The organism is Streptomyces sp. NPDC051310 (genome assembly GCF_044455245.1).
Lineage (GTDB): Bacteria > Actinomycetota > Actinomycetes > Streptomycetales > Streptomycetaceae > Streptomyces.
In genome coordinates this window covers 110,103-135,880 of the sequence record NZ_JBITEO010000005.1, presented here as the reverse complement: position 1 = coordinate 135,880, position 25,778 = coordinate 110,103, and the positions used below count along the sequence as shown (strand labels likewise).

The window sequence follows — 25,778 nt, the reverse complement described above, 5'->3', positions numbered from 1 at the left end:
CATGATGGTTGCCGTATACACACAATAAATTAGCCAACCTAACGGATGCAAACTACATCTACTTGTGGGCGGTGAGGGGCGGCACACCGGAAGGGTGATCGTCCTTGACGCGGCGCCGGACGGGTAGGACCGTTGAACGCTATGAGGGGCGAACCCAGTTGCCCGAGGTGTGGAGGCCGGGTCCGGGCGCCCGGTCTCTTCTCCGACTCCTGGCAGTGCGCCGTGCACGGTCCCGTGCAGCCGCTGCAGCCCGTGCTCCCGCCCAGTGTGGAGGCGCTCGGCGTGGTCACGCGCCGGGCCCAGGTTCCCGTCTGGATGCCGTGGCCGCTCCCGCTCGACTGGCTCTTCACCGGTGTCACCTACGCGGGCGACGACCGCAGCGGCGGCCGTGCCACCGTCGTGGCCTGCTCGGGCCCGGCCCCGCTCGGCGGCACCGGTGAGCTGCTGCTCGTCGCCGAGGAGCTCGGCGTCGGCCTCGGGGCGCGGTACGCCGGGATCGACGGGCCCGACCCCGGGCCGCACATCTGCGGCGACAAGCCCCCGCAGGCCAAGGTCCACGCGGCCGGCCGCCCTACCCCCCTCTGGCATGTCACCGACGCACCCGACGACCGCGCCGTCTTCGCGGGCGAGGCGCGCGGCCTGTGGCTGTGGGCGATCGTCTGGCCGGAGCAGTCCGGGATGCTGCTCTACGACGAGCTCGTCCTGACGGACGTCCGCGAGGCCGGCGCGGAGGTCGAACTCCTGCCCTGCGGCGCGCTCACCCCCCGCCTCCTGAGCTGAGGCCGGGGGAGCGGGGCCGGGCGGGTCCCGGGCCGTCGCGGCGCGGCGGGCCGGTGGCCCGGCGGCGGTTATCCTGGAGCGTCCCCTGTCCGTCCCCGAGCCCCGGAGTCACGCGTGCGCATCGACCTGCACACCCACTCCACGGCTTCGGACGGGACGGACACCCCGGCCGAGCTCATGCGCTCCGCCGCCGCGGCCGGCCTGGACGTCGTCGCGCTGACGGACCACGACACCACCCGCGGCCACGCCGAGGCGGCCGCCGCACTCGCGGGTCTCGACCGCGCACTCACCCTCGTCACCGGCGCCGAGCTCTCCTGCCGGGTCGACGGCGTCGGCGTCCACATGCTCGCGTACCTCTTCGACCCGGACGAGCCCGAGCTGGCCCGTGAGCGGGAGCTCGTCCGCGACGACCGGGTGCCGCGTGCCCGGGCGATGGTGGGCAGGCTCCGGGAGCTGGGCGTGCCCGTCACGTGGGAGCGCGTCGCGGCCATCGCCGGGGACGGCTCCGTCGGGCGCCCGCACATAGCCGAGGCGCTCGTCGAGCTCGGCGTGGTGGCGAGCGTGTCCGACGCCTTCACGCCCGAGTGGCTCGCCGACGGCGGCCGGGCGTACGTCGAGAAGCACGAGCTGGACCCGTACACCGCGGTCCGCCTGGTCAAGGCGGCCGGCGGGGTCACCGTTCTCGCGCACCCGCTCGCCGTCAAGCGCGGGCGCACCGTGTCCGAGGGCGTCCTCGCGGAGCTCGCCGCGCACGGCCTCGACGGCATCGAGGTCGACCACATGGACCACGACGAACCCGCACGCGCGCGGCTGCGCGGCCTCGCCGCCGACCTCGGGCTGCTGACCACCGGCTCCAGCGACTACCACGGCAGCCGCAAGACCTGCCGGCTCGGCGAGTACACGACCGACCCGGAGATCTACGGCGAGATCACGCGCCGCGCCACCGGCGCGTTCCCGGTGCCGGGCACGGGCGGACGCCCGTAACGCAGGCAGCGCCGCCGCGGTGATGTCCGCGGCGCCCCGCGATCCGCCCTGCGCCCGCTCCTTCCCCCCTTTCTGTACGACCCTCTTCCGCAAGGCCCTCACTGTGTTCGACGCTGCCGTCTTCGGCTCCCTCTTCCTCACCCTTTTTGTCATCATGGATCCCCCCGGGATCACGCCGATCTTCCTCGCCCTGACCTCCGGCCGCCCCGGCAAGACCCAGCGCCGGATGGCCTGGCAGGCCGTCGCCGTCGCCTTCGGCGTGATCACCGTCTTCGGCATCCTGGGCCAGCAGATCCTGGACTACCTGCACGTCTCCGTACCCGCCCTGATGATCGCGGGCGGTCTGCTCCTGCTGCTCATCGCGCTCGACCTGCTCACCGGCAAGACGGACGAGCCCCAGCAGACGAAGGACGTCAACGTCGCCCTCGTACCGCTCGGCATGCCGCTGCTCGCCGGGCCGGGCGCCATCGTGTCCGTGATCCTGGCCGTGCAGCACGCCGACAGCGTCGGGCGGCAGGTCTCGGTGTGGTGCGCGATCGTCGCCATGCACGTGGTGCTGTGGCTGACCATGCGCTACTCGCTGGTGATCATCCGGGTGATCAAGGACGGCGGCGTGGTGCTGGTGACCCGGCTCGCCGGGATGATGCTGTCGGCGATCGCCGTGCAGCAGATCATCAACGGTGTGACGCAGACGATCCAGGCCGCCTGACACCCCGCGTGGCCCGCCGGCGCGGTGTCCCCGCGTACGGCCGCGCCCCCGCACGGACGTGTTCCGTGCGGGGGCGCGGTCGGTGTGCGGGTCACGCCCAGGCGCTTACGACGCCGTCGTGCCGGCCGGGCGGATGTAGATGCGCTGCCCGATCGCGGCAGCCTGCTGAACCATCCGGGTGACGGAGGCGGCGTCCACGACGGTGCTGTCCACGGCGTTGCCGTCGACATCGTCGAGTCGCATGATCTCAAAGCGCACGGGCTTCTCCCTTCGTCGTCCTACATACGGGTGCAACGACCTGCGCACCTTAAACATTCCCTACGCTAAGGAAAATTTTCGAGTGCCTAAGTACTGGCGGGCCGGGCCCCGCCGTCGGACAATGAAGCCGGTATGAACGCCCCCATGAACGCCGGTGTCCACGACCCGGAGACGCTGAGCGAGCTCGGTACCCGCCTGGAGCGCACCAATGAGCTCCTCCAGCGCATGCTGGCCGAGGTGGCGAAGACGCCCTCGACCCACGCCATCTTCGTCGACGCCGGTTACGTCTATGCTGCGGCCGGGTTGCTGGTGGCGGGCACCGAGGACCGGCGCGCCTTCGACCTCGACGCGGAGGGCCTGATCGAGGCCTTCATCGACAAGGCCCGCACGATCTTCGCCGACAGCCGGTTGCTGCGGGTGTACTGGTACGACGGCGCGCGGCGCCGCATCCACACCCCCGAACAGCAGGTCATCGCCGAGCTGCCGGACGTCAAGGTCCGGCTCGGCAACCTCAACGCCAACAACCAGCAGAAGGGCGTCGACTCCCTCATCCGCTCCGACCTGGAGTCACTCGCCCGGCACCGGGCGATCAGCGACGCGGCGCTGGTCGGCGGCGACGAGGACCTGGTCTCGGCGGTGGAGGCGGCGCAGGGCTACGGCGCGCGCGTCCACCTGTGGGGCATCGAGGCGGCGGACGGCCGCAACCAGGCGGAGCCGCTGCTCTGGGAGGTCGACAGCCGGCGCGTCTTCGACCTCGACTTCTGCCGGCCGTACGTCACCCGGCGACCGGTGACGACGTACGAGAACGAGGGCGAGCCGCCGCCCTCGCGCGACGAGGTACGCCTCCTCGGCGGCCAGATCGCGGCGGCGTGGCTGGCGGAGCGGGGGCCGGCGACGATGGCCGAGCTGCTTCCCGGCCACCCCTACCTCCCCGGCCCGGTGGACCAGGACCTGCTGATGGAGGCGGAGCGCCGGCTGAGCCGGTCCCTGCGCGGGCACGCCATTCTGCGGCGTGCCCTGCGGGACGGCTTCTGGCAGCAGCTTCAGTCGCGCTTCTGAGCCGCCTCGGGCGGTGTCCGCCCCTGCCCGTCCCAGAACGCGGCCACGGCCCGCGCCGTCTCCAGCGGCCGGTCGGTGTTCGGGGAGTGCTCCGCCCCGCCGATGACGGTGCGGTGCGCGCCGAGCCGTACGGCCATGGCGTCCAGCAGCGGAACGGGCCAGGTGTCGTCGCGCTCGCCGGACACCACGTGCAGGGGGAGCGGCGGGCGCACGGCGGCGAGCTCCTCCACCCGGTCCGGCTCCACGGTCAGCTGACGACCGGTCGCCAGGAGCTGGGCGGGCTGGTGGCGCAGCCAGCGCTGCCGCAGGTCCTCGCGGTCGCCGCGCGCGTCGTCGGCCTCCTCCGGGGGGTCGAGCGCGCGCATGGCGTCCCACACCTGCGCCATGTCCATCACCCGCAGGGCGTCGCTCAGCAGCTTGACCTTCTCCTGCTGGGCCGGCACCACCTCGGCGGGGCCCGAGGACATGAGGGTGAGCGAGGCGAAGGGCGCGGCGTCGAGGAGCACCGCGGCGCGGGCGATCTGCCCGCCGAGGGAGTGCCCGAGCAGGTGCACGGGCTTCCCGCCCTCCGCGACGGCCTCCGCCTGCGCGAGCACGTCCCGCGCCAACTCGCCCTGCGCGTACGCCTCTTCGTCCTCCGAGCCGTCGGTCTCGTACTGTCCCCGGCCGTCGACGGCGACGGTCCGGTACCCGGCGTCGGCGAGCGGCTGGAGCATCGCGATGAAGTCCTCCTTGCTGCCGGTGTACCCCGGCAGCAGCAGGGCGGTGCCCTTCACCGCGGCACCCTCACCGGGGCGGGCGTCGAGTACGGCGAACGCGCCGCGTGCGGTGCCGAGGCGGTACACGCGGGCGCAGGGCGGCGGAGTGAAGGTGGGCGGCCGGCTCATGCCCCGAGGCTACCGGTGGCACGCGTGCCCCGACCGGCGCGCCCCTCCTGCCCGCGCCGCCGGTGGACCGCGGGGTGCCGGGCACGGCGACGGCCCCCGCTCCTCGGGAGGAACGGGGGCCGTCGTGGCCGGGGGTCAGCTCTCGGGCCGGGCCGCCGCGGCCTTCGTCGTGCGGCGGCGGCGCGGCTTCGGCTCCGCCTCGGCGGCCTCGGGGGCCGGCTCGGCGGTCTTCCGCGTGCGGCGGCGCGGCGCGGGCGCCTCCGCCTCGGGCGCCAGGGCCGCCTCGGCGGCCGGAGCGGCTTCGGCGGGGGCCGCGGTGGCCTTCTTGCGCGTGCGGCGCGGCTTTGCCTCGGTCGCCTCGGCGGCCGGAGCGGCGACCTCGGCGGCCGGAGCGGCGACCTCGGCGGCCGGAGCGGCTTCGGCGGGGGCCGCGGTGGCCTTCTTGCGCGTGCGGCGCGGCTTTGCCTCGGTCGCCTCGGCGGCCGGAGCGGCGACCTCGGCGGCCGGAGCGGCTTCGGCGGGGGCCGCTGTGGCCTTCTTGCGCGTGCGGCGCGGCTTGGTCTCGGTCACCTCGGTCGCCTCGGCGGCCGGAGCGGCTGCCTCGGTGACCGGGGCCTCGGCGGCCGGAGCCGGGTCGGCCTTCTTGCGGGTGCGGCGGCGCGGCGTGGACGCCTCCTCCGCCACGGGCTCCGCGGCCACGGGCTCCGCGGCGACGGGCTCGACGGCGACGGGCTCCGCGACGACAGGCTCGGCCGTCACCGGCGTGGCGGTGGCCGTGGCCGACGCGGCGCCCGAGCGGGTGCGGCGACGGCGGCGGAGGGTGCGGGGTGCCGCCTCCGCCTCCGGGGCCTCCTCGACGGCAGGCGCCGCGGCGGCGGACGCCTCGACGGCCGACGGGTCCAGCGGGGCACCGCCCCGCGTGCGGCGGCGCTGGCGCGGGGTGCGCGTCCGCGCCGGGCGCTCCTCCTCCGTGCGCTCCGGACGGGACGGGCGCGAGGGACGCGACGAGCGGCCGCGGCCGCCGGTCTCGCCGAGGTCCTCGACCTCTTCCGCGTCCAGACCCGCGCGGGTCCGCTCGGCACGCGGCAGGACGCCCTTCGTGCCCTCCGGGATGTCCAGCTCCGCGTAGAGGTGCGGGGACGTCGAGTACGTCTCGACCGGGTCGTGGAAGTCCAGGCCCAGCGCCTTGTTGATCAGCTGCCAGCGCGGGATGTCGTCCCAGTCGACCAGCGTGACGGCGATGCCCTTCTTACCGGCGCGGCCCGTGCGGCCCACGCGGTGGAGGAAGGTCTTCTCGTCCTCGGGCGACTGGTAGTTGATCACGTGCGTGACGCCCTCGACGTCGATGCCGCGGGCGGCGACGTCGGTGCACACGAGGACGTCCACCTTGCCGTTGCGGAAGGCGCGCAGCGCCTGCTCGCGGGCGCCCTGGCCGAGGTCGCCGTGGACCGCGCCGGAGGCGAAACCGCGCCGCTCCAGCTGCTCGGCGATGTCGGCGGCCGTCCGCTTCGTACGGCAGAAGATCATCGCGAGCCCGCGGCCGTTGGCCTGCAGAATGCGCGAGACCATCTCGGGCTTGTCCATGGAGTGCGCGCGGTACACGTACTGCGCGATGTTCGCGACGGTCGCGCCCTCGTCGTCCGGCGCGGTGGCGCGGATGTGCGTGGGCTGCGACATGTAGCGGCGGGCCAGGCCGATGACCGCGCCCGGCATGGTCGCCGAGAACAGCATGGTCTGGCGCTTCGCCGGAAGCATGTTGATGATCTTCTCGACGTCGGGCAGGAAGCCCAGGTCGAGCATCTCGTCGGCCTCGTCGAGGACGAGGGCCTTGACCTTGGACAGGTCCAGCTTGCGCTGGCCCGCGAGGTCCAGGAGGCGGCCGGGGGTGCCGACGATCACGTCGACGCCCTTCTTCAGCGCCTCGACCTGGGGCTCGTACGCGCGGCCGCCGTAGATCGCGAGGACGCGGACGTTGCGGACCTTGCCGGCGGTGAGCAGGTCGTTGGTGACCTGGGTGCACAGCTCGCGGGTGGGGACGACCACGAGCGCCTGCGGGGCGTCGGTCAGCTGCCCGGGCGTGGCCCGGCCCGCCTCGACGTCCGCGGGGACGGTGACGCGCTCCAGCAGCGGCAGGCCGAAACCGAGGGTCTTGCCGGTGCCGGTCTTGGCCTGGCCGATGACGTCGGTGCCGGAGAGGGCGACCGGGAGGGTCATCTCCTGGATGGGGAACGGGGACGTGATGCCGACGGCTTCGAGGGCTTCGGCGGTCTCGGGAAGGATCCCGAGCTCTCGGAAAGTCGTAGTCAGGGTGCTGCCTCTTCTGTGAGACGCGGCATGAGGCGAACGCTGGGGGTCTTACCGTGCCGGTTACGGCCGGCCGCGGGCCGTGATGGCCGCTGCCGGGTGGCGCGGGACCACTGCCGTCGCTCGAGCGTCATACCGCTGAGGGCCCCTCATGTGTCGCGTGTGCGCACGGAGGGCTGTCGGGTCGGAGCCGATCGGGCCACCGACCGGGCATCCTCATTCATGAGATGGCCCACCGAGTATGTGTACGAACATCACTGAATACTCAGCAGGCGCAATACCACTGTACCCCGGATTCCCGCAGGCGTGTTGGGCCAATTCATAACGAGGGGCAGGTCACACTCCCCGGGGCTCCGCCGGCCGGGGGACGGGCTCGTCCTTACGGTGCGGGGCGAGCGGGCTATTGTGCGCTTCATGGAGACGCCTGACAACGCCACTGCCGCCGAAGAACCGACCGGGATCGCCGCCCTGGACTGGGCCGGCGCCTCCGCCGAGCCCCAGTACCGCGCGGCGGTCGTGGACCTGCTCGGCGCGCTCGCCTACGGGGAGCTGGCGGCCTTCGAGCGGCTCGCCGAGGACGCGAAGCTCGCGCCGACGCTCGCGGACAAGGCGGAGCTGGCGAAGATGGCGTCCGCCGAGTTCCACCACTTCGAGCGGCTCCGTGACCGCCTGCGGGCGATCGACGTCGACCCCACCGCCGCGATGGAGCCGTTCGCGAAGGCGCTGGACGACTTCCACCGCCAGACGGCGCCGTCCGACTGGCTGGAGGGCCTGGTCAAGGCGTACGTCGGCGACTCGATCGCCAGCGACTTCTACCGCGAGGTGGCCGCCCGGCTGGACTCGGACACGCGCGCCCTGGTCCTGGCGGTGCTGGACGACACCGGGCACGGCAACTTCGCCGTCGAGAAGGTGCGCGCCGCGATCGAGGCGGACCCGCGGGTGGGCGGCCGGCTCGCGCTGTGGGCACGCCGTCTGATGGGCGAGGCGCTGTCCCAGGCCCAGCGGGTGGTGGCGGAGCGCGACGCGCTGTCGACGATGCTGGTCGGCGGGGTCGCGGACGGCTTCGACCTGGCGGCGGTCGGCGAGATGTTCTCCCGTATCACCAAGGCGCACACCAAGCGCATGGCCGCGCTCGGCCTGGCGGCCTGACGGGCGGCGTGGCGGGGCGCACCGCGCCGCTACGCCGCGGCTGAGCGGCGCAGCCGCCCGCGCCCCGGGCGCAGCAGCAGCGACAGCAGTACCGCGTCCACCGCGAGGGCGCCCACCAGGGTGCCCAGCGCGTGGCCCGGGCCGAGGGCCCCGTGCGTGATCAGCGCGCCGAACAGGGCGCCGAGGGTGCCGGTGATCAGGACCGTGCGCCGTGGTGGAAGCCGGTCGGCCAGCCGCTGGAGGGCAGCCCAGGAGAGAGCGAGTCCGAGCAGGACGGAGCCGAGAGCTTCCAGGAGCACAGCTGATCACCTCGCGAAAGGGCGGGGCGGGCAAAACGGTCGTAGCCCGTACTACCCGATCAGCGTGCAAAACAACCCTGGCAGGCCGGCCCGGCGCACCGGCCCCCGGCCCGCGCACATGACGAAGGCCCGGCGGGACGCACCCGCCGGGCCTTCCTCCTGCGCTTCAGAGCGCGCCGAAACCCACCCGGCGCGTCGCCGGCTCGCCGATCTCCACGTAGGCGATCCGGTCCGCCGGCACCAGGACCTTGCGGCCCTTGTCGTCCGTCAGGCTCAGCAGCTGTGCCTTGCCCGCCAGCGCGTCGGCCACCGCGGCCTCGACGGCCTCGGCGGACTGCCCGCTCTCCAGAACGATCTCCCGGGGCGCGTGCTGCACGCCGATCTTGACCTCCACGGCTATGTCCCTCCGAACGGTCAGCCATGCGCGGTGAGCCGCGCCGTACCCCGCACACATTAGCCCGGCGAGGGGACGCCACAGGGCCCGGCGGTACACGCCAACAGCGAACACCCGGCCCCGGCGCACTCCGGCGCACTCCGGCGCACTCCGGCGCCGGACCGCGCCTCGCGCGGCGACGGGACTACGACGCGGACCGCACCTCGCGCCGTGCCGGGACCACCACGCCGGACCGCGCCCGGCGCCGTGCCGGGACCACCACGCCGGACCGCGCCCGGCGCCGCGACGGGACTACGACGCCGGGGACTCCGGCCCCTGCGGCTCGGCGCCGTGCAGCGGGAACCCGGCGATGCCCCGCCACGCCAGCGACGTCAGCAACTGCACCGCCTTGTCGCGCGGGATCGGGGACTCGCTCGACAGCCAGTACCGCGCGACCACCTGCGAGACGCCGCCCAGGCCCACCGCCAGGAGCATGGACTCGTCCTTGGACAGCCCGGTGTCCTCGGCGATCACGTCCGAGATCGCCTCGGCGCACTGCAGGCTGACCCGCTCGACGCGCTCGCGCACGGCCGGCTCGTTCGTCAGGTCCGACTCGAACACGAGCCGGAAGGCGCCGCCCTCGTCCTCGACGTACGCGAAGTACGCGTCCATCGTGGCGGCGACCCGCTGCTTGTTCTCGCTCGTCGAGGCCAGAGCCGTGCGGACCGCCTGCAGCAGCGACTCGCAGTGCTGGTCCAGCAGCGCCAGGTACAGCTCCAGCTTCCCGGGGAAGTGCTGATAGAGCACCGGCTTGCTGACGCCCGCGCGCTCGGCGATGTCGTCCATCGCGGCCGCGTGGTACCCCTGGGCGACGAAGACCTCCTGGGCCGCGCCCAGGAGCTGGTTGCGTCGGGCTCGGCGCGGCAGGCGTGTGCCCCTCGGGCGCGCCGCCTCTGTCTGCTCGATGGCTGTCACGCCGCCTCCCAAAATCGATCCGTGTGGCGCTGTGCGCCGCGCCCGCCATCGTACTTTTGGGTAACCCGGGTGTGCGCGTCGCGAACGCAGAATTTCACGTACCGGACGCCCGTGGTAGCTCCCCGGTAGGTGCATCTTCAATATTCAGGCGCGTCAAAGCGACAAACCGGTGAAGCGCCGGGTTCCGTCCGGCGGTCCGGTCCGGGCGGTCCGCCCCCTTAAGGGGGTCAGCGGTAGTCGTCCTCGTCCAGGTCCACCACGCGAGTCTGCTCCGCCGCATCGGCGGGGTTCGCGACGGCCGGGTCGATATGGGTCAGCGGGTCGTCCTCCCGTGGCCGCAGTTCGGTGTGCTGCTCCGCGGCGTCGGCCTCCGGTGTCTCCGCGCCGACCGCGCCGGCCGGTGCGGTCTCGTCGGCGGCCTCGTCGAAGGTCTCGAAGTCGGTCGGGTCGACGGTCATGGGCTCCCTTTCACGTGGGCGGGCGGGGGCCTGGGCGAAATGCCCTCTCTATGAGCCTAGGAGGTACCCATCCCCAGCGCTATACGATCTGTGACGGCGAACACATCAATCGCGGCGTGATCGTCTCGTAACATTGGCGCATGTCTTCGACCGAGCTGCCGGAAACCCTCGCCGCCGGCGCCATGGCGCCGCGGGTGAGCACCGTGCGGGTCGCGGAGGGCGAGCGGCTCCGCACCGTCGCGCTGCCCGGTCTGGCGCTGACCGTCCGCTCACGCCCAGGGAACCGCCCCGGGCTGGCGCCCGCGCTGTACGTGCACGGCCTGGGCGGCTCCTCGCAGAACTGGTCCGCGCTGATGCCGCTGCTCGCCGACCTCGTGGACGGCGAGGCGGTCGACCTGCCGGGCTTTGGCGACTCCCCGCCGCCCGACGACGGCAACTACTCCCTCACCGCGCACGCCCGGACCGTGATCCGGCTGCTCGACGCCGGCGGGCGCGGGCCCGTGCACCTCATCGGCAACTCGCTGGGCGGATCCGTCGCCACCCGGGTCGCCGCCGTCCGCCCCGACCTCGTGCGCACCCTCACGCTCGTCTCACCCGCGCTGCCCGAGCTGCGGCCCCAGCGGGGCGCCTGGCCCACCGCGCTGCTCGCGCTCCCGGGCGTCGCTCCCCTCTTCTCCCGGCTGACCCGCGACTGGACGGCCGAGCAGCGCGTCCGCGGCGTGATGTCCCTCTGTTACGGGGACCCGGGCCGTGTCACCGACGAGGGCCTGCGCAACGCGGTGGAGGAGATGGAGCGGCGCCTGGCGCTGCCGTACTTCTGGGACGCCATGGCCCGCTCGGCGCGCGGCATCGTCGACGCCTATACGGTGGGCGGGCAGCACAACCTGTGGCGGCAGGCGGAGCGCGTGCTCGCGCCGACGCTGCTGGTGTACGGCGGGCGCGACCAGCTCGTCTCGTACCGTATGGCCCGCAAGGCCGCCGCCTCGTTCCGCGACTCGCGGCTGCTGACGCTTCCGGACGCGGGCCACGTTGCGATGATGGAGTACCCCGAGACGGTCGCGCAGGCCGTACGGGAACTGATCGACGACAACGGCAACGACAACGACGACGGCAACGACGACAACGGCGGGAGCTGATCCGGGGCGTGGGACGACATCGTCGCAAGGGCCCCGCCGCGACGGCCGTGGGCGAGGCCACCGCCGCCCCCGCGGCACCGGCGGAGCGGCCGGGGCAGCCCGGCAGCGGCCGCCGCCGCAAGGGCGCCGGTCCGCCGGCCTCGCCGCCGGCGCCGACGGAGCACGACACTCCCCAGCACGGCACGCCGTACCCCGGCGAGCGGCAGACGGTGCGGGGCGGACACCCCGAGCACCAGGAAACCGGCCGCTACGGCGACTGGCGCGGCGCACCCCGTACGCCCGCGGCGGCGGGTGCCCGGACCGGCGTGGGAGCCGGGGCGCGGATACCGGGACCGCGCCGCGAGTACCTCGAGGCGTTCGGCGCGGCCCCGGCCGAGGACGCCCCGCACCGGGCCGCGGCCGCCCCCGGCCCGGGCCTCCGGGGCGATGGCGGGCCGCGGAGCGCCGACGAGGCCGTGGCCAAGGAGAAGAAGAACGGGAAGCCCGGCAAGGGCCTCACCTTCACCGGCATCGCGGCCGCCGCCGTCACCACGGTCCTCGCCGTCGTCGTGGCCGGGCAGGTCACCGACGTCGGCCCGGACCTCTCCGCCGGCCGGGCCGCGGGCCAGGCCGCCGAGCGGACCGGGGACGGCTCCGCGTCCCGCTCCGACGAGCGCGCCGTGCCGCCTCCCCAGGTGGCGCCGCCGGGCCCGCAGGCCCCGGCCGCCCCGGTGACGTACGAGCAGCTGATGGCCCGGCAGTTCCCGATGGACCCGGGGCTGAAGGGTGCCGGGGAGTTCGAGGCCGTGCCCGGCCTGGACCGGGCACCCGGCAAGGGCCGCAAGGTGCGCTACCGGGTCGACGTCGAGAAGGGCCTGGGACTCGACGCGAAGCTGTTCGCCGAGGCGGTCCAGAAGACCCTCAACGACGACCGCAGCTGGGCGCACGGCGGGGCGATGACCTTCGAGCGGATCTCGACCGGCGAACCGGAGTTCGTGGTCACGCTCGCCAGCCCCGGCACCACCGGCGTCTGGTGCGCCAAGTCCGGCCTGGACACGACGGTCGACAACGTCTCCTGCGACTCCGCCGCGACGGAGCGCGTGATGATCAACGCCTACCGGTGGGCGCAGGGCTCGGAGACGTTCGGCGCCAAGGCCATGCACGCCTACCGGCAGATGCTGATCAACCACGAGATCGGGCACCGGCTGGGCCACAACCACGTCACCTGCCGCACGCCGGGCGCGCTCGCGCCGGTCATGCAGCAGCAGACCAAGTCGCTCGAGGTCGACGGCATCAAGTGCCGCCCCAACCCGTGGGTCTTCCCCGGGGACTCCTGACCCCGGCCCCCGCCCGGGGAGGCGGGTCCTGACGGCCCGTGCCGGGCCCCTCCCGTAGCGCGACGAAACGCGTCGGGTACGGGAAAGTTACGTGCATTCACCCCTTCCGGTGGCGCGACGGACAACCGTCCATCGCGCCACCGGCATATCCGCTTACGTTCTTCCAGCCGCGAGCCGCCGGAACCAACGGCGGCCGGACACAAGGAAGATCGGGGGTGTAGCTCGTGCGGATCGGACTGCTCACCGAAGACGGCTATCCGTATGCGTCGGGTGAATCCAGGGTCTGGTGCGACCGGCTCGTACGCGGCCTCGCGCCGCACACGTTCGACGTCTACGCCCTCAGCCGCGGCGCCCACGACCGGGAAGGCGGCCGGCTCCCCCTCCCGCCGCAGGTCACCTCCGTGCGGACCGCGGCCCTCCGGGAGCCCGCGGACGACGGCCGCAGCCACGGACGGCGCGACCGCCGCCGGTTCGCCGCCCACGTCCGGCAGCTCGCCGCGGCGGTGTGCTCCGCCGACGAGGGCCCGGCCGCGCGCCACGCGTTCGCCGAGGCGCTGTACGGCCTGGCCGACCTCGCCCGCGAGCGCGGCGGGCTGTACGCGGCACTGCGCTCCGAGACCGCCGTGCGCGCCCTGGAGTCGGCGTGCCGCGCCCCCGGCGCACGCCGGAGCGTGCACGGCGCCACCGTGTCCGACCTCCTCGACGTCACGAGCCGGCTGGAGCGCGCCCTGCGCCCGCTCTCGCTCGACTGGTACGGCGAGCGGGACGGGCTCGGCGCGGCCGACCTCTGCCACGCCGCGTCGGGCGGCACGGCGGCCCTGCCGGGCCTGCTGGCCAAACGCTTCTTCGGGGTTCCCCTGCTGGTCACCGAGTACGGCGTGCAGCTGCGCGCCCACTACCTCGCCAGCCGCGGCAACCCTCCCGTGCGCACCCTGCTCGCGGCCTTCCACCGGCTCCTCGCCGCCGAGGTGTACCGGCAGGCCGCCGTCATCACCCCCGGCAACACGCACGCCCGCCGCTGGCAGGAGAAGTGCGGCGCCGATCCCGCCAGGCTGCGCACCGTCTACCCGGGCATGGACGCCGACCGCTTCGCCGCGGTGGGCGAGGCCGCGGACGGGGCCGGGAGCGCGGGCGACCCGCACACCCTGGTCTGGGTCGGCCGCGCCGAGCCCGCCAAGGATCTGGTCACGCTGGTGCACGCCTTCGCCGAGGTGCACGCGCAGGAACCCGCGGCGCGGCTGCGGGTGATCACCGCACCCGGACGCCGGCACGACGCGGCGGCGTACCTGGCCCACTGCGAGGAGCTGGCCGCGCGCCTCCTGCCCGCCGACCCCGCCGACCCGCCGGTGTCGTTCGAGACGCTCGGCACCCTGGCGGAGGCGTACGCCGCGGGCGGCGTGAGCGTGCTCTCCAGCGTGGTCGAAGGTTTTCCCGTCGGGCTCGTGGAAGCCATGCTCTGCGGCCGGGCGACCGTCTCCACCGACGTGGGCGCGGTCGTCGAGGTCATCGGCGGCACGGGACTGGTCGTACCCCCGCGCAATCCGCGGGCGCTCGCCGACGCCTGCCTGGCGCTGCTGCGCGACCCCGAGCGCCGGGCGCGCCTGGGCGCCGCCGCGCGTGCCCGGGCGCTCGAACTGTTCACCGTGGAGCAGAACCTGGCGGCCTTCCGCGGCATCTACCTGGAGCTGCTCTCGCAGGCCCCGGTGTGCCGCGACGCCGAGGCGGTGAACGCGGCCGGCGACCCGGTGCCCTTCGCCCACCCGGCCGAGGCGTTCCTCGCCGGCCACTGGACGTCCCGGCCCACGGGGCGCGGCACCACGCCGGCGTGGGCCGGGCATCCGGCGGACCGCACCCCCGCACGGCCGGTGGGAGCCCACGCGGGAGGCGGCCGTGGCTGACCCCGTCAGGGCCCTGCTCCAGCGGCACCGGACGCTGTGCGAGCGGGCCGTCGACCCACTGGAGATCGCCGCGGGCCTGGAGGCGTACGGCATCACCGACCGTACCGCCGCCCGCTTCCGGCACCGCGACGTCTTCTCGCTCGCGGAGGAGCTCTACGCACGCGTGCCGCACGACGGCGAGGGGCCGGACGGCGAACGCCGGGACGACGCGCGCCGGGACGGCGAGGGGCGGGACCGCGTGCCGCCCGGTGGGGCCGCGGCGCCGTCCGGTCCGCCCGGGCGGCCGTCCGGCACGCCGGCCGCGGCGGACGCCGTACGCGCGGTGTCCCCCGTGCCCCCGGCGGGGGAGGGGCGCGGGCAGCTGCTGCTCCCGCTGCTGCCCGGCCTCGTGTGCGTGACCGCCCTGGCGGGCGCGGCGGCGACGGACGGAACGCCGCGCGCCCTGGTCGCGTCGACGGGCGCCGTCGCCTTCGCCGCAGCGCTCTCCGCCTCCCTGCGGCGCGGACCGCTGCGGGCCCGCGGCCGCACGGCGCCCGCCCTGCGCGTAGGGACCGGCTTGCTGATCGCGTACGCCCTGTTCGGCGACGGCCTGCTGGCCGCGCTGATCGCCGGCGGGCCGGCCGAGCCGTGGCCCCCGGCGGTCGCGGCGCCGGTGGCGCTGGCGTTCGCGGTGGCCCCCGCCGCCTGGTGCGCCCGCTTCTTCGCCGTACGGGCGCGCCGCCGCCTCGCGGCCAGCCGTGGCCTGCACGACTTCGCCGCCGCCGCGCGTCCGCTGCTCGGCCTGACCACCGCCCTGTACACGGCGGCCCTGACGGCGCTGCTGCTGCTCGCCGGGCCGGCCCTGGAGGCCGCCGCACCCGGCGGGCCCGGCGACGCATGGGCCGCCGGGGGCGTCATGTCCGGCGTGGCCCTCGGGGTCCTGCTCTTCGCCGCCCGGCTGCTCACCGTCCACGGCTTCCCCGGGCCGGCCGCCACCGGACTGCTCGGCGCGTGCGCCGTCGAAGCGTTCGCCCTGGCCGCCGTGCTCGCCGGGCGGGTGCCCGGCTGCGCGTTCCTCGCCCGGCCCGTCGAGGCGGCCGTCACGGCCTGGGGGACCGGCGCCGTACCGGCGCTCGGCTGCGGAGCGGCGGCGCTCGCCCTGCTCGCGCGGGCCGCCGTCGTCCTCGCCCGGGCCTCCGCCCACGCGGCGCCCTGACACCCGGGATACCCGGCCGGTTCCGCCACCGGCCGGCGGCCGCCCGTGGGCCCAGGCCGCACGGACGCCGCACCCACAGCCCTCACCGGCACCACCACCTAGGAGAGAACAGAGATGACGTACCGAACCCCAGCAACGCCCGGTCGGCACGAAGGGACCGCGCGATGAGGGTGCTGCTGCTCGGTGCCAACGGGTTCCTCGGCCGTTTCGTCGCCGACCGGCTGCTCGCCGACCCGGCCGTGCACCTCACCGCGCTCGGGCGCGGCGACGACGCCGACGTGCGCTTCGACCTCGCCGGCGGCAGCCCGGGCGCGCTCACCCGCTTCCTGGACGCCGTCCACCCCGGGGTCGTCATCAACTGCGCCGGGACCACCCGCGGAGGAGCCCGGGAACTGACCCGGCACAACACCGTCGCCGTGGCCACCGTGTGCGAGGCGCTGCGCCGCAGCGGCTGCGGGGCGCGCCTGGTCCAGGTCGGCTGCGCCTCCGAGTACGGGCCGTCCCAGCCGGGTTCGTCCACCGCCGAGGACGCGGTCCCGCGCCCCGGAGGCCCGTACGGCGTGTCGAAGCTGGCCGCCTCCGAGCTGGTCCTCGGCTCCGGCCTCGACGCCGTCGTCCTGCGCGTCTTCTCGCCTGTCGGGCCCGGCACCCCGGCCGGCTCGCCGCTCGGCCGGCTCGCGGAGGCTATGCGCCGCGCGATGCAGTCCGGCGACGGGGAGCTGAAGCTGGGCGGCCTCGGCGTGCACCGCGACTTCGTCGACGTCCGGGACGTCGCCCGGGCCGTGCACGCCGCCTCCCTCTCCGCCGCGCAGGGCATCGTCAACATCGGCACGGGCCGCGCGGTGCGCCTCCGGGACGCCGCGGCCGTCCTCGCCAGAGTCGCGGGCTACGCGGGCGCCCTGCACGAGCTCGACACGCCGCCCGGCCGGCCGGTCCCCGGCGGCGGCCCCTCCCCGCTCGGCGGGCCCGCGCTCGCCGGACACGTCCTGGGAAGCCCCGCCATCGGCGCCCAGCGCGGAGAGAGCGTGCCGGAGGGGCCGGTCGGCGCGCCCCTGCCGTACCCCGACGGCTGCGGGAGCTGGCAGCAGGCGGACGTCCGCACCGCCCGCGACCGGCTCGGCTGGCGGCCCCGCATCAACCTGGAGGAGTCCCTCGCCGACATCTGGATGGAGGCCGCATGTCGCATCTGACCAGCACGGGCACGCGCCTGTCGGCGACCGGGGCGGCGGAGCTCGGCATCGGCATCCCCGGCTACGCCCACCCGCTGCTGGCGCCCACCGAATGGGGCGAGCTGACCCGTCCCGGCGCCCCGCTGCACTGGGCCGTCCTCAACGTCGCGGACGGCCCCGGGACCCGGCCCGACCCGCACTGCCTGGCAGCGGCGGGCCGGCTGCGCAACGCGGGCGTGAAGGTGCTCGGCCACCTCGACCTCGGGCACGGGTCCCGGCCCTTCGGCGACCTCGTCGGCGACGCGCAGCGGTTCGCCGACTGGTACCGCGTGGACGGCTTCCTGCTGGACCACTGCCCCTCGGGCGCGGCCGACCTCCCCGCCGTACGGCGCACCACGGCCACGCTGGATGTGGTCCTGGAGCATGCCGACGGCGGCCACCTGGTCCTGGGGCACGGGGTCCACCCGCACCCCGGCTACGCCGGCGTCGCCGACCAGATGGTGACCTTCCTCGGGTCCTGGGCCGACTACCGCTGGTCGCAGGTGGCGGAGTGGACCGCGGACCATCCGCCGGAGCGGTTCGTGCACCTCGTCCACGGGGTGCCCCGCACCCACCTCGACGAGGCGGTGCGCATCGCCCGGTGGCAGGGCGCCGGGACGATCTTCTTCACCGACCGCACCGGTGACCGGTCCGGCGACCGCGGGGGACGAACCGACCCTTTCGCGGCACTGCCCGGTTACTGGGACGAAATTGTCTCGCGTATCGGACCACGTGTCTCGGAATGAGAAGGGCCGTGGCACTGTTACGGAAGCAGAAACCGTACTGACTACCGACCAGCTGTATTGATGAGGTCTCCGTGTCGCTGCCACCCCTGGTCGAGCCGGCTGCCGAGCTCACCGTAGACGAGGTCCGCAGGTACTCCCGCCACCTGATCATCCCGGACGTCGGGATGGACGGGCAGAAGCGGCTGAAGAACGCCAAGGTGCTCTGTGTGGGCGCGGGCGGCCTCGGCTCCCCCGCGCTGATGTACCTGGCCGCGGCCGGCGTGGGGACGCTCGGCATCGTGGAGTTCGACGAGGTCGACGAGTCGAACCTGCAGCGCCAGATCATCCACAGCCAGTCCGACATCGGCCGCTCGAAGGCCGCGTCGGCGCGGGACAGCGTCCTCGGCATCAACCCGTACGTGAACGTGATCCTCCACGAAGAGCGGCTCGAGGCCGACAACGTGATGGACATCTTCAGCCAGTACGACCTGATCGTCGACGGTACGGACAACTTCGCCACGCGGTACCTCGTCAACGACGCGTGCGTCCTGCTGAACAAGCCGTACGTCTGGGGCTCGATCTACCGCTTCGACGGCCAGGCGTCGGTCTTCTGGTCCGAGTACGGCCCCTGCTACCGCTGCCTCTACCCGGAGCCCCCGCCGCCGGGCATGGTCCCCTCCTGCGCCGAGGGCGGCGTGCTGGGCGTGCTGTGCGCGTCCATCGGTTCCATCCAGGTCACCGAGGCGATCAAGGTCCTGGCAGGCGTGGGCGAGCCGCTGGTCGGCCGCCTGATGATCTACGACGCCCTGGAGATGCAGTACCGCCAGGTCAAGGTCCGCAAGGACCCGGACTGCGCGGTCTGCGGCGAGAACCCGACCGTCACCGAGCTCATCGACTACGAGGCCTTCTGCGGCGTCGTGTCCGAGGAGGCCCAGGAGGCGGCGCTGGGCGCGACGATCACTCCCAAGCAGCTCAAGGAGTGGATCGACGAGGGCGAGAAGATCGACATCATCGACGTCCGCGAGCCGAACGAGTACGAGATCGTCTCCATCCCGGGCGCCCGCCTGATCCCGAAGAACGAGTTCCTGATGGGCAACGCCCTCCAGGACCTGCCGCAGGACAAGCGGATCGTCCTGCATTGCAAGACGGGTGTCCGCAGTGCGGAAGTCCTGGCGGTGCTGAAGTCCGCCGGCTTCTCGGACGCGGTGCACGTCGGCGGCGGCGTCATCGGCTGGGTCAACCAGATCGAGCCGCAGAAGCCGGTCTACTAGACGAGGTCTCCGTACGGGCTCGTCCCGTACGGTGCGCCGCTCGACGGGCGCCGATCGACGGTGCGGGGGCCGGGCCCGGTGAGGTCCGGCCCTTCGCCGTGCGCCCGGGTCGCCCACGCCGGGTCGTGCGCCGGCCGTGCGGCGGGTCGCCCGCCGAGTCGTGTGCCGGCTCGTGTGTCGGTGTCGCCCGCCGGCCGTGTGCCGGGGCTCAGGAGGAGCAGGTCGTGCCCCCGGCCGGCACCTTGCCCTCCAGCAGGTAGTCGTCGACCGTGCGGGTCACGCACGCCGACGTGCCGTACGCCCCGTGCCCCTCGCCCTTGTTGGTGACCAGGACGCCGACGCCCTTGCCGAGCGCGTCCGCCATCCGCTGCGCGCCCTCGTACGGCGTGGCCGAGTCCCCGGTGGTCCCCACGACCAGGATCGGAGCGGCACCCGGGGCGCCGGCGTCCCACGCGGCCGCCTCGCCCTCCACCGGCCAGGACGCACACCAGGCGGCCGTGTCCCACGCCAGGAACGGGCCGAACACCGGGGATATCCGCCGCAGCTCGGGCACCAGCGCCTCGGCGTCGGCGACCGTGGGCCGCTCGCTGCTGTCCGCGCAGGAGATCGCCCGCTGCGAGTGGTGCTCGGTGCCGTAGTGGCCGCTGTCGTCGCGGTTGTTGTACATGTCCGCCAGCCGCAGCAGCGTGTCGCCGGTGCGCTGCTCCTCCGCCTCGTCGAGGGCCTGGGTGAGGAGCGGCCACATGCTCTGCGAGTACAGCGTCTGGACGACACCGGTGACGGCCAGGCTCTCCGTGACCTTCCGGCCGCTGCTGGAGGGCAGCGGTTCGCGGTCGAGCCGCTGCAGCAGCCGGGCCACGCGCGCGGTGCCCGCCGCGGGGTCCTCGCCCCTGCTGCGGAAGTAGTTGTTCAGCGCCCGCTGGAAGCCGGTGGTCTGGTTGCGGGCGTGGCCCGCCGTGTCGGTCGTCGGGTCCACCACCGCGTCCAGGACCGCCCGCCCCACGTTCCCGGGGAACAGGTGGGCGTAGGTGGCGCCCAGCTGCGTGCCGTAGGAGAAGCCCAGGTAGTGCAGCTTCTCGTCGCCCAGCACGTGCCGGATCAGATCCAGGTCGCGGGCCGTGTTGCTCGTCGTGACGTGCGCGATGAGCTTGCCCGCGCGCGTGGCGCAGCCGGCCCCGAAGGCGGCGCCGTCCCGGATGAACGCCGTCTCCTCGGCCGGGGTGTCCGGCGTGAGGTCGACGCTCCGCTCGGCGGCCGCCTGCTCCTCGTCGTCCCGGCACACGACACCGGCGCTGCGCCCGACACCGCGCGGGTCGAACCCGACCAGGTCGTACCGGGCGTTGAGGGCGTGGTACTCGTCGCCCGTGCGGGGCAGTATGCCGACGCCGGAAGCGCCGGGACCGCCGAAGTTGAACAGCAAGGAGCCGATCCGGCGGTCCTCCTCCCGCGCCTCCTTGCGGATCAGCGCGATGGAGATCGTCCCGCCGCCCGGGTTCCCGTAGTCCAGCGGCACCTTCACCGCCGCACAACGCCACCCGGCACCGGGCTCCTCCCCGCCCCCGGGCGCCTCGCAGCCGCGCCACCGCGGTTTCTGGCCGGTGAGCGCGGCGGGCAGCGCGGAAGCCGGGGACCCCGGAGCCGTACGGGCCGGCGGGCCGCTGCGGCCGTCGCCACCGGCACGGTCGCCGCTGTCGCCGCCGTCACAGCCCGCGACCGGCCCGGCGAGCAGCACCGCGGCCGCCGCCCAGGCCCCCGCCCGTACCCGTATGGACATGTGTCCCCCCAGCATCCGTACCGGCTCGCCACCCTAGCGGGCGGCACCGACAACGGCGCGGGCGCTACGGGCCGCACGGGCCGCACGGGCCGACGGCAGCCGGGGCGGGCCCGTCGGCTGTGCGGGCGCTCAGGGCAGCGCGGATGCTACGGGCAGACCGTGCCCGGCGCGGGGACCTTGTTGCGGAGGAGGTACGCGTCGACCGCGCGCCGCACGCACGCGTCGCCGCCGTTGTACGCGCCGTGGCCCTCGCCCCGGTACGTCAGCTCCACACCGACGCCCTTGCCCAGCGCCTCCACCATCTTCCGGGCGCCCGCGTACGGCGTCGCGGGGTCGCCGGTGTTGCCGATGACGACGATGGGCGCCGCGCCCGGGGCGCTCACGTCGGGATGGTCCCAGGCGCCGGGCACCGGCCACTGCGAGCAGCCGATCAGACCCCAGCCGAGGAAGTCACCGAAGACCGGGGACGCCTCGCGGAACTCGGGCAGCTTCGCCTTGGCCTGCGCCGGCGTGTACCGCTGCTTGTCGTCCACGCAGTTGATGGCCGCGTTCGCCGCCTGCAGATTGCTGTAGGTGCCGTTCTGGTCGCGGCCGTTCATCGAGTCCGACAGGGCCAGCAGCAGCCCGCCCTGGCCGCCGTCCGCCTCGTCCAGACCCTGCTCCAGGTACGGCCAGTACTCCTTGGAGTACAGGGCCTGCGCGATGCCGTTGGTGGCCTGCGACTGGGTGAGCTTGCGGTCGCCGAGGCCGGTGATCGGCCGTTTGTCGAGCTCGGCCAGCAGCCCGATCACGAACTGCTCGATCTCCTGGACGGTGCTGCCCGGCAGCTTGCACGCGTCGCCGCGCTTCACGCAGTCCGCGGCGAAGTTCCGCAGCGCCAGCTGGAAGCCGCGGGCCTGGGCGAGCGAGCCCTGCTCGGGGGTCCCGGTGGGGTCGACCACGGCGTCGAAGACCGCGTGGCCCACCCGCTCCGGGAACAGGTGGGCGTAGACACCGCCCAGTTCCGTGCCGTACGAGATGCCGAAGTAGTGGAGCTTGTCGTCGCCCAGGACCGCCCGCATCAGGTCCATGTCCCGGGCCGCCTCGACGGTGCCCACATGGGGGAGCATCGCGCCCGACCGGTCCTGGCAGGCGGCCGCGTACTGCTTCAGCGCGTCGACCCAGATCCGCTCCTCGCGGGCGTCGTCCGGCGTGGAGTCCAGCGCGAAGAACGCGTCGAGCTGCCGGTCGTCCTCGCACTCCACCCCCTCGCTGCGGCCGACCCCGCGCGGATCGAAGCTCACCAGGTCGTAGCGGCTGCGGAGCTGCTCGTAGTCCTTGGCGAAGGACGGCAGGGCCGTGATGCCGGAGCCTCCCGGGCCGCCGAAGTTGAAGATCAGGGAGCCGATGCGGCGGGCCGGGTCGGCCGCCTTGGCCCGGATCAGGGCCAGCTCGATGGTCTCCCCGTCCGGCTGCGCGTAGTCCCGGGGCACGTCCATGAAGGCGCACTCCCACACGGCGCCGCCCGGCAGCGGGGAAGGGGCCGTTCCGCTGCCCTCCCCGACGGAGGGTGCCCGGCACTCGGACCACTCCAGCGCCTGGGCGGCGAGGTCGCGGTCCCGGCCGCCCTCGTCGCCGTCCCGCGTGCCGCCGGAACAGCCGGCGGCGAACAGGACGGCGACGGCGGTCGCCGCGCTCGCCGCCGCGGCGAGGACTGCGGTACGCCGGTGGGTGCGGCTGGGCGTCGGCATGTACCCATGCTGCGCCCGCCGCGCGCCCGCCGCCCGCGAGGCGGTCCATGCGGGTGGCCCGGCCGGGAGCCGGGCCACCCGCAACGGGGCCTACAGGGCGCCCTTGCGGGTGAGGAAGTTGAACGAGAGCCACCCGGGCAGCACCGGCAGCCACAGCGTCAGCAGCCGGTACAGCAGCACCGCGGGCGTCGCCACCTCCAGCGGCAGCCCGCCCACACCCACGAGACCGAACGTGAGCGCGCCCTCCACCGCGCCGACACCGCCCGGCGTCGGCGCCGCCGACCCGAGCGCGTTGCCCGCCAGGAACACCACGGCGAGGCTCGCGTAGCTCAGCTGCTGGTTCCCCTGGTCGAACGCCCGGATCGAGGCGTCCAGGCAGAGCACGAAGGTCGCGGTGAGCAGCAGCATCCCGCCGATGCCGGTGAGCAGCTTCATCGGCCGCTGCAGCACGTCCAGCATGCGCGGCACCACACCCGCGAAGAGTGAGCGCAGCCGGGTCGAGACGAACTTGCGCAGGGCCGGGATCGCCGTGACGACCAGCACCAGCACGGCGACCGTCAGCAGGCCCGCGATGACGGTCCTCGACGGGGTGAAGTCCTGCGTCTTCTCCGTGCCCGTCAGATAGCCGAAGGCGAGGAGCAGCAGGATGTGCGCGCCCAGGCCGAAGAGCTGCGAGGCCCCGACGCTCGCCACGGCCAGCCCGGGCCGTACGCCGGAGCGCTGGAGGAAGCGGGTGTTCAGCGCCACACCGCCCACCGCCGCCGGCGCGACGATCTTCACGAACGAGCCGGCCACCTGCGCCAGCACCGTGCGCACGAACGACACGCGCTCCGGTACGAAGCCCAGCAGGCTCATCGTCGCCGCCACGTAGCTCAGCGCGGAGAACAGGAGGGCCACGGCCACCCAGCCCCAGCTCGCGTGGGCGATCGTCGACAGCGGGGTACTGGCGATCTGCGACAGCAGGAAGTACGCGGCGATCGCGCCGGCGATGAGGCTGATGAGGGTGCGCGGCCGGATCCGCTCCAGCCGCACCGGCTCCACCGGCGCCTGCGGACGGATCAGCAGCACCTGCCGCCGGATCTGGGCCAGCAGGTCCTCCTCGCGGGCCTCGTCCAGGGCCTCGTCCAGCGCCCGCTTCTCGGCCTGCTTCTCCGCCCGTACCGCCTTGCGCTCCGCCTTCTCGTCCTTCTCCGCGCCGTGCGGCGCCCCGGGCGTCCCGGCGGCCTCCAGGCGCGCCTGCCGCGCCTCCTCGGAGGCCTGCAGCACGGCCTCGCGCTCCCGCTGCGCCCGCTCCCGGGCCAGCTTGCGCAGCGTCGCGCGCGTGGAGCGGCTCAGCGCGATCGGCTGGAGCAGCGGCAGGCAGTCGGCGACCTTGTCGGGGCCGAGCACCTCCACCGCGGCGGCCACCGCGCGCTCCGCGCCGACCCGCAGGCCCAGCGTCGTCAGCAGCTGCGCGATGTCCATGCGCAGGACCAGGTCGCCGGCGGCGATCTCACCGCCGCGCAGATCCGTGACGATCACCCTGCCGGAACGATCCACCAGAATCGCGTCGCCGGTGAGCCTGCGGTGCGCGATGCGGCGCGACTGGAGCGCCTTGACCTGCTCCCAGGAGCCCCGCACGACGCCGTCGGTGATCTCCTCGTCCGCCATCGCGTCGAGCGATCTGCCGCCCAGGTGCTCGTACACCAGCATCACGGCGTCCGGGCCGAGCTCGGAGGTGGCGATCAGCTTGGGGGCGTGGGCGCCGGCGGCGATCGCCGCGTACGCCAGCAGCGCCTCCTGCTCCAGGGCCTGGCGCAGCGACTGGATGGAGCGGCGGGTGGTGATCCCGCGCAGGGTCATCCGGCGCCACACCCGGTAGAAGAAGCCCTGCGCCTGCTGCTCGCGGTCCACGACGGTGACGTCGAGCGGCGGCCCCTCCTCCAGGGTGACCAGGTAGCGCCGGCCCCGGTCGCCCTGCTCGGCCGTGTCGGTCACGTCCTCGGCGCGCATGGCGCTGACCGGGCGGAAACCGACGTGGCGCAGACCCGCCAGGAGTGTCTGACCGGTGGGGCGGACGTTCGGGGAGCCGACCGTGTAGAGCGTGCCGTACGCGACCGTCCAGCCGATCAGGATGGTCAGGATGATCGACAGGGGTGTGGTGTAGCCGGCCACCAGCATCGTGAAGGCGTCCAGCACCAGCACCGCCCACAGGGCGATGCGCCAGCGGGGTCTGCGGGCCATCCCGACGGCCGACATGTAGGCGATGACCGGGGCCAGGTACCCGTGGACCGGGTCGGTCAGCCCGCCCCCCGCGGCCGGCTGGGTCAGCGCGTCCGCGATGGTGGCCGGGGCGCCCCTGGCCACCCACAGGTCCGTCGCGAGGGTGACGCCGTGGGCCAAGACGGCGGCGAGGACGCCGTCGGCGATGCGCAGGCCGTCCCGTTTGATCAGCCGCTCGATCGCGAAGGCGACCGGCACCAGCAGGACGGCGATGCTGGAGGCGAGCCCGGCGAGCTTGACGAAGAGGTCGGGCGCCTGGCCGGTGCCCTTGTTGATGTCCTGCTCCAGGCCCGAGGTCGTGGCGTGGGCGAACGCGGCGATGGCCAGGACGACGGCGATCGCGAAGAGACCGATGAGCAGCCGCAGCAGATCGGACGGGCGGTGGACGCGGGCAGCGAGAAGCGGCTCGTCACCGGAGACGCGGTCGATGGGCCCCTCCGCGTTCACGCATACCGTCTCCTTCTGCGACTCCCCGAGAGGCCGTACATCCTGCCCCTCCATGGTCCCTCTGTCTTGTTGATCTCGTATCACCAGTCACCGCCCGGAAGATGGTGGCATGACCGGGCGCCGGGCGGGGGCATCAGGGTGCACTGCCCGCGTCGCCCGCGTTGTCGGTGCCGTGGTGCAGGATGGTCCGGATGAGTACGCAGGGGCTGCCGGAACCGCCCGGGCCGCCGCCCGGGCTGCCGGAGTACGCGGAGCGGGTGCTGGAGGCCGCGGAGCTGATCCCGCCCGGCCGGGTGATGACGTACGGGGACGTCGCCGAGTGGCTCGGGGAGGGCGGCCCGCGCCAGGTCGGCCGTGTCATGGCGCTGTACGGCGGCGGCGTGCCGTGGTGGCGCGTGGTGCGCGCCGACGGGCAGCTGCTGCCCGGGCACGAGCTGCGCGCCCTCGGCCACTACCGCGAGGAGGGCACCCCGCTGCGCGAGGCCGCGCGCACCGCGGAGGGGCACCTGCCGCGCCTCGACATGCGCCGGGCGCGGTGGGACGGCGGTGACGTGGCCGCTCCGGCGTGACGGCCCCGTCGT

The 25,778-nt window shown here is 74.3% G+C and carries 23 protein-coding genes; 13 read left to right on the top strand and 10 right to left on the bottom strand.

Annotation, left to right across the window (positions count from 1 at the left end; all coding sequences use genetic code 11):
• The first annotated feature begins 141 nt into the window (after positions 1 to 141).
• The 3 genes from ACIA79_RS09670 (at position 142) to ACIA79_RS09660 (ending at position 2,473) form a co-directional block, all read left to right on the top strand.
• The gene (locus ACIA79_RS09670) at positions 142 to 780 is read left to right on the top strand and encodes a DUF6758 family protein (RefSeq protein ID WP_399427613.1); all 639 of its coding nucleotides are present in this window, start codon (positions 142 to 144) and stop codon (positions 778 to 780) included.
• 114 nt (positions 781 to 894) lie between these two features.
• Positions 895 to 1,764: a PHP domain-containing protein gene (locus ACIA79_RS09665; RefSeq protein WP_399427611.1), complete on the top strand. Its 870-nt coding sequence runs from the start codon at positions 895 to 897 to the stop codon at positions 1,762 to 1,764.
• Positions 1,765 to 1,867: 103 nt separating this feature from the next.
• Positions 1,868 to 2,473, top strand: coding sequence for a MarC family protein (locus tag ACIA79_RS09660; protein ID WP_399427609.1), 606 nt, complete (start codon positions 1,868 to 1,870; stop codon positions 2,471 to 2,473).
• A 105-nt stretch (positions 2,474 to 2,578) separates the two neighbouring features.
• On the opposite strand, the gene ACIA79_RS09655 is transcribed toward ACIA79_RS09660, so the two are convergent.
• The gene (locus ACIA79_RS09655; protein ID WP_199819824.1) at positions 2,579 to 2,731 is read right to left on the bottom strand and encodes a hypothetical protein; all 153 of its coding nucleotides are present in this window, start codon (positions 2,729 to 2,731) and stop codon (positions 2,579 to 2,581) included.
• A 132-nt stretch (positions 2,732 to 2,863) separates the two neighbouring features.
• Between ACIA79_RS09655 and ACIA79_RS09650 the strand changes: the two genes are divergently transcribed.
• Complete coding sequence (locus ACIA79_RS09650; protein WP_399427608.1) at positions 2,864 to 3,790, top strand: NYN domain-containing protein; 927 nt, start codon at positions 2,864 to 2,866, stop codon at positions 3,788 to 3,790.
• Here the strand turns inward: ACIA79_RS09650 and ACIA79_RS09645 are convergent.
• Both ACIA79_RS09645 and ACIA79_RS09640 read right to left on the bottom strand, forming a co-directional pair.
• Positions 3,775 to 4,677 carry an alpha/beta fold hydrolase gene (locus tag ACIA79_RS09645; protein WP_399427607.1) on the bottom strand — a complete coding sequence of 301 codons (903 nt, stop codon included), beginning with the start codon at positions 4,675 to 4,677 and terminating at the stop codon, positions 3,775 to 3,777. The two genes, ACIA79_RS09650 and ACIA79_RS09645, sit on opposite strands and share 16 nt — an antisense overlap.
• A gap of 135 nt (positions 4,678 to 4,812) precedes the next feature.
• Complete coding sequence (locus tag ACIA79_RS09640; RefSeq protein ID WP_399427606.1) at positions 4,813 to 6,891, bottom strand: DEAD/DEAH box helicase; 2,079 nt, start codon at positions 6,889 to 6,891, stop codon at positions 4,813 to 4,815.
• A 504-nt stretch (positions 6,892 to 7,395) separates the two neighbouring features.
• On the opposite strand from ACIA79_RS09640, the gene ACIA79_RS09635 reads away from it, so the two are divergent.
• Positions 7,396 to 8,130, top strand: a complete 735-nt coding sequence (locus tag ACIA79_RS09635) for a ferritin-like fold-containing protein (RefSeq protein WP_399427605.1) — start codon at positions 7,396 to 7,398, stop codon at positions 8,128 to 8,130.
• Positions 8,131 to 8,159: 29 nt separating this feature from the next.
• Here ACIA79_RS09635 and ACIA79_RS09630 read toward each other — a convergent pair whose 3' ends face one another.
• From ACIA79_RS09630 to ACIA79_RS09615, 4 genes are all read right to left on the bottom strand, one after another.
• Entirely contained in the window at positions 8,160 to 8,429 is a 270-nt protein-coding gene (locus ACIA79_RS09630; RefSeq protein ID WP_399427604.1) for a hypothetical protein, read from the bottom strand.
• A gap of 166 nt (positions 8,430 to 8,595) precedes the next feature.
• The gene (locus ACIA79_RS09625) at positions 8,596 to 8,823 is read right to left on the bottom strand and encodes a DUF3107 domain-containing protein (protein ID WP_399427603.1); all 228 of its coding nucleotides are present in this window, start codon (positions 8,821 to 8,823) and stop codon (positions 8,596 to 8,598) included.
• Between the two features lie 291 nt (positions 8,824 to 9,114).
• Positions 9,115 to 9,777 (bottom strand): TetR/AcrR family transcriptional regulator, encoded by a 663-nt coding sequence (locus ACIA79_RS09620; protein WP_031078532.1) that lies wholly within the window; start codon positions 9,775 to 9,777, stop codon positions 9,115 to 9,117.
• A gap of 227 nt (positions 9,778 to 10,004) precedes the next feature.
• Positions 10,005 to 10,235, bottom strand: coding sequence for a hypothetical protein (locus ACIA79_RS09615; protein WP_399427602.1), 231 nt, complete (start codon positions 10,233 to 10,235; stop codon positions 10,005 to 10,007).
• A gap of 140 nt (positions 10,236 to 10,375) precedes the next feature.
• On the opposite strand from ACIA79_RS09615, the gene ACIA79_RS09610 reads away from it, so the two are divergent.
• From ACIA79_RS09610 to moeZ, 7 genes are all read left to right on the top strand, one after another.
• Positions 10,376 to 11,371, top strand: coding sequence for an alpha/beta fold hydrolase (locus tag ACIA79_RS09610; protein WP_399427601.1), 996 nt, complete (start codon positions 10,376 to 10,378; stop codon positions 11,369 to 11,371).
• 8 nt (positions 11,372 to 11,379) lie between these two features.
• Positions 11,380 to 12,687, top strand: a complete 1,308-nt coding sequence (locus tag ACIA79_RS09605; protein WP_399427600.1) for a DUF3152 domain-containing protein — start codon at positions 11,380 to 11,382, stop codon at positions 12,685 to 12,687.
• Between the two features lie 224 nt (positions 12,688 to 12,911).
• Entirely contained in the window at positions 12,912 to 14,585 is a 1,674-nt protein-coding gene (locus ACIA79_RS09600) for a DUF3492 domain-containing protein (protein WP_399427599.1), read from the top strand.
• Positions 14,578 to 15,780 carry a hypothetical protein gene (locus ACIA79_RS09595; RefSeq protein ID WP_399427598.1) on the top strand — a complete coding sequence of 401 codons (1,203 nt, stop codon included), beginning with the start codon at positions 14,578 to 14,580 and terminating at the stop codon, positions 15,778 to 15,780. The genes ACIA79_RS09600 and ACIA79_RS09595 overlap by 8 nt, the downstream gene beginning before the upstream one ends.
• Positions 15,781 to 15,944: 164 nt before the next feature.
• Entirely contained in the window at positions 15,945 to 16,970 is a 1,026-nt protein-coding gene (locus ACIA79_RS09590; protein WP_399427597.1) for an NAD-dependent epimerase/dehydratase family protein, read from the top strand.
• Complete coding sequence (locus ACIA79_RS09585; RefSeq protein ID WP_399427596.1) at positions 16,958 to 17,734, top strand: spherulation-specific family 4 protein; 777 nt, start codon at positions 16,958 to 16,960, stop codon at positions 17,732 to 17,734. Before ACIA79_RS09590 ends, ACIA79_RS09585 begins: the two co-directional genes overlap by 13 nt.
• Positions 17,735 to 17,805: 71 nt before the next feature.
• On the top strand, positions 17,806 to 18,984 hold the full coding sequence (gene moeZ / locus ACIA79_RS09580; protein WP_399427595.1) for an adenylyltransferase/sulfurtransferase MoeZ: 1,179 nt from the start codon (positions 17,806 to 17,808) through the stop codon (positions 18,982 to 18,984).
• A gap of 208 nt (positions 18,985 to 19,192) precedes the next feature.
• On the opposite strand, the gene ACIA79_RS09575 is transcribed toward moeZ, so the two are convergent.
• The 3 genes from ACIA79_RS09575 to ACIA79_RS09565 all read right to left on the bottom strand — a co-directional run bounded on the left by ACIA79_RS09575 (position 19,193) and on the right by ACIA79_RS09565 (position 25,251).
• A complete protein-coding gene (locus ACIA79_RS09575) occupies positions 19,193 to 20,758 on the bottom strand; it encodes an alpha/beta hydrolase (RefSeq protein WP_399427594.1) in 1,566 nt (521 codons plus the stop codon).
• 146 nt (positions 20,759 to 20,904) lie between these two features.
• A complete protein-coding gene (locus ACIA79_RS09570) occupies positions 20,905 to 22,488 on the bottom strand; it encodes an alpha/beta hydrolase (RefSeq protein WP_399427593.1) in 1,584 nt (527 codons plus the stop codon).
• A gap of 90 nt (positions 22,489 to 22,578) precedes the next feature.
• Positions 22,579 to 25,251 carry a lysylphosphatidylglycerol synthase domain-containing protein gene (locus ACIA79_RS09565; RefSeq protein WP_399427592.1) on the bottom strand — a complete coding sequence of 891 codons (2,673 nt, stop codon included), beginning with the start codon at positions 25,249 to 25,251 and terminating at the stop codon, positions 22,579 to 22,581.
• Between the two features lie 137 nt (positions 25,252 to 25,388).
• Here ACIA79_RS09565 and ACIA79_RS09560 point away from each other — a divergent pair, with 137 nt between their 5' ends.
• The gene (locus ACIA79_RS09560; RefSeq protein WP_399427591.1) at positions 25,389 to 25,766 is read left to right on the top strand and encodes an MGMT family protein; all 378 of its coding nucleotides are present in this window, start codon (positions 25,389 to 25,391) and stop codon (positions 25,764 to 25,766) included.
• The last annotated feature ends 12 nt before the right edge of the window (positions 25,767 to 25,778 follow it).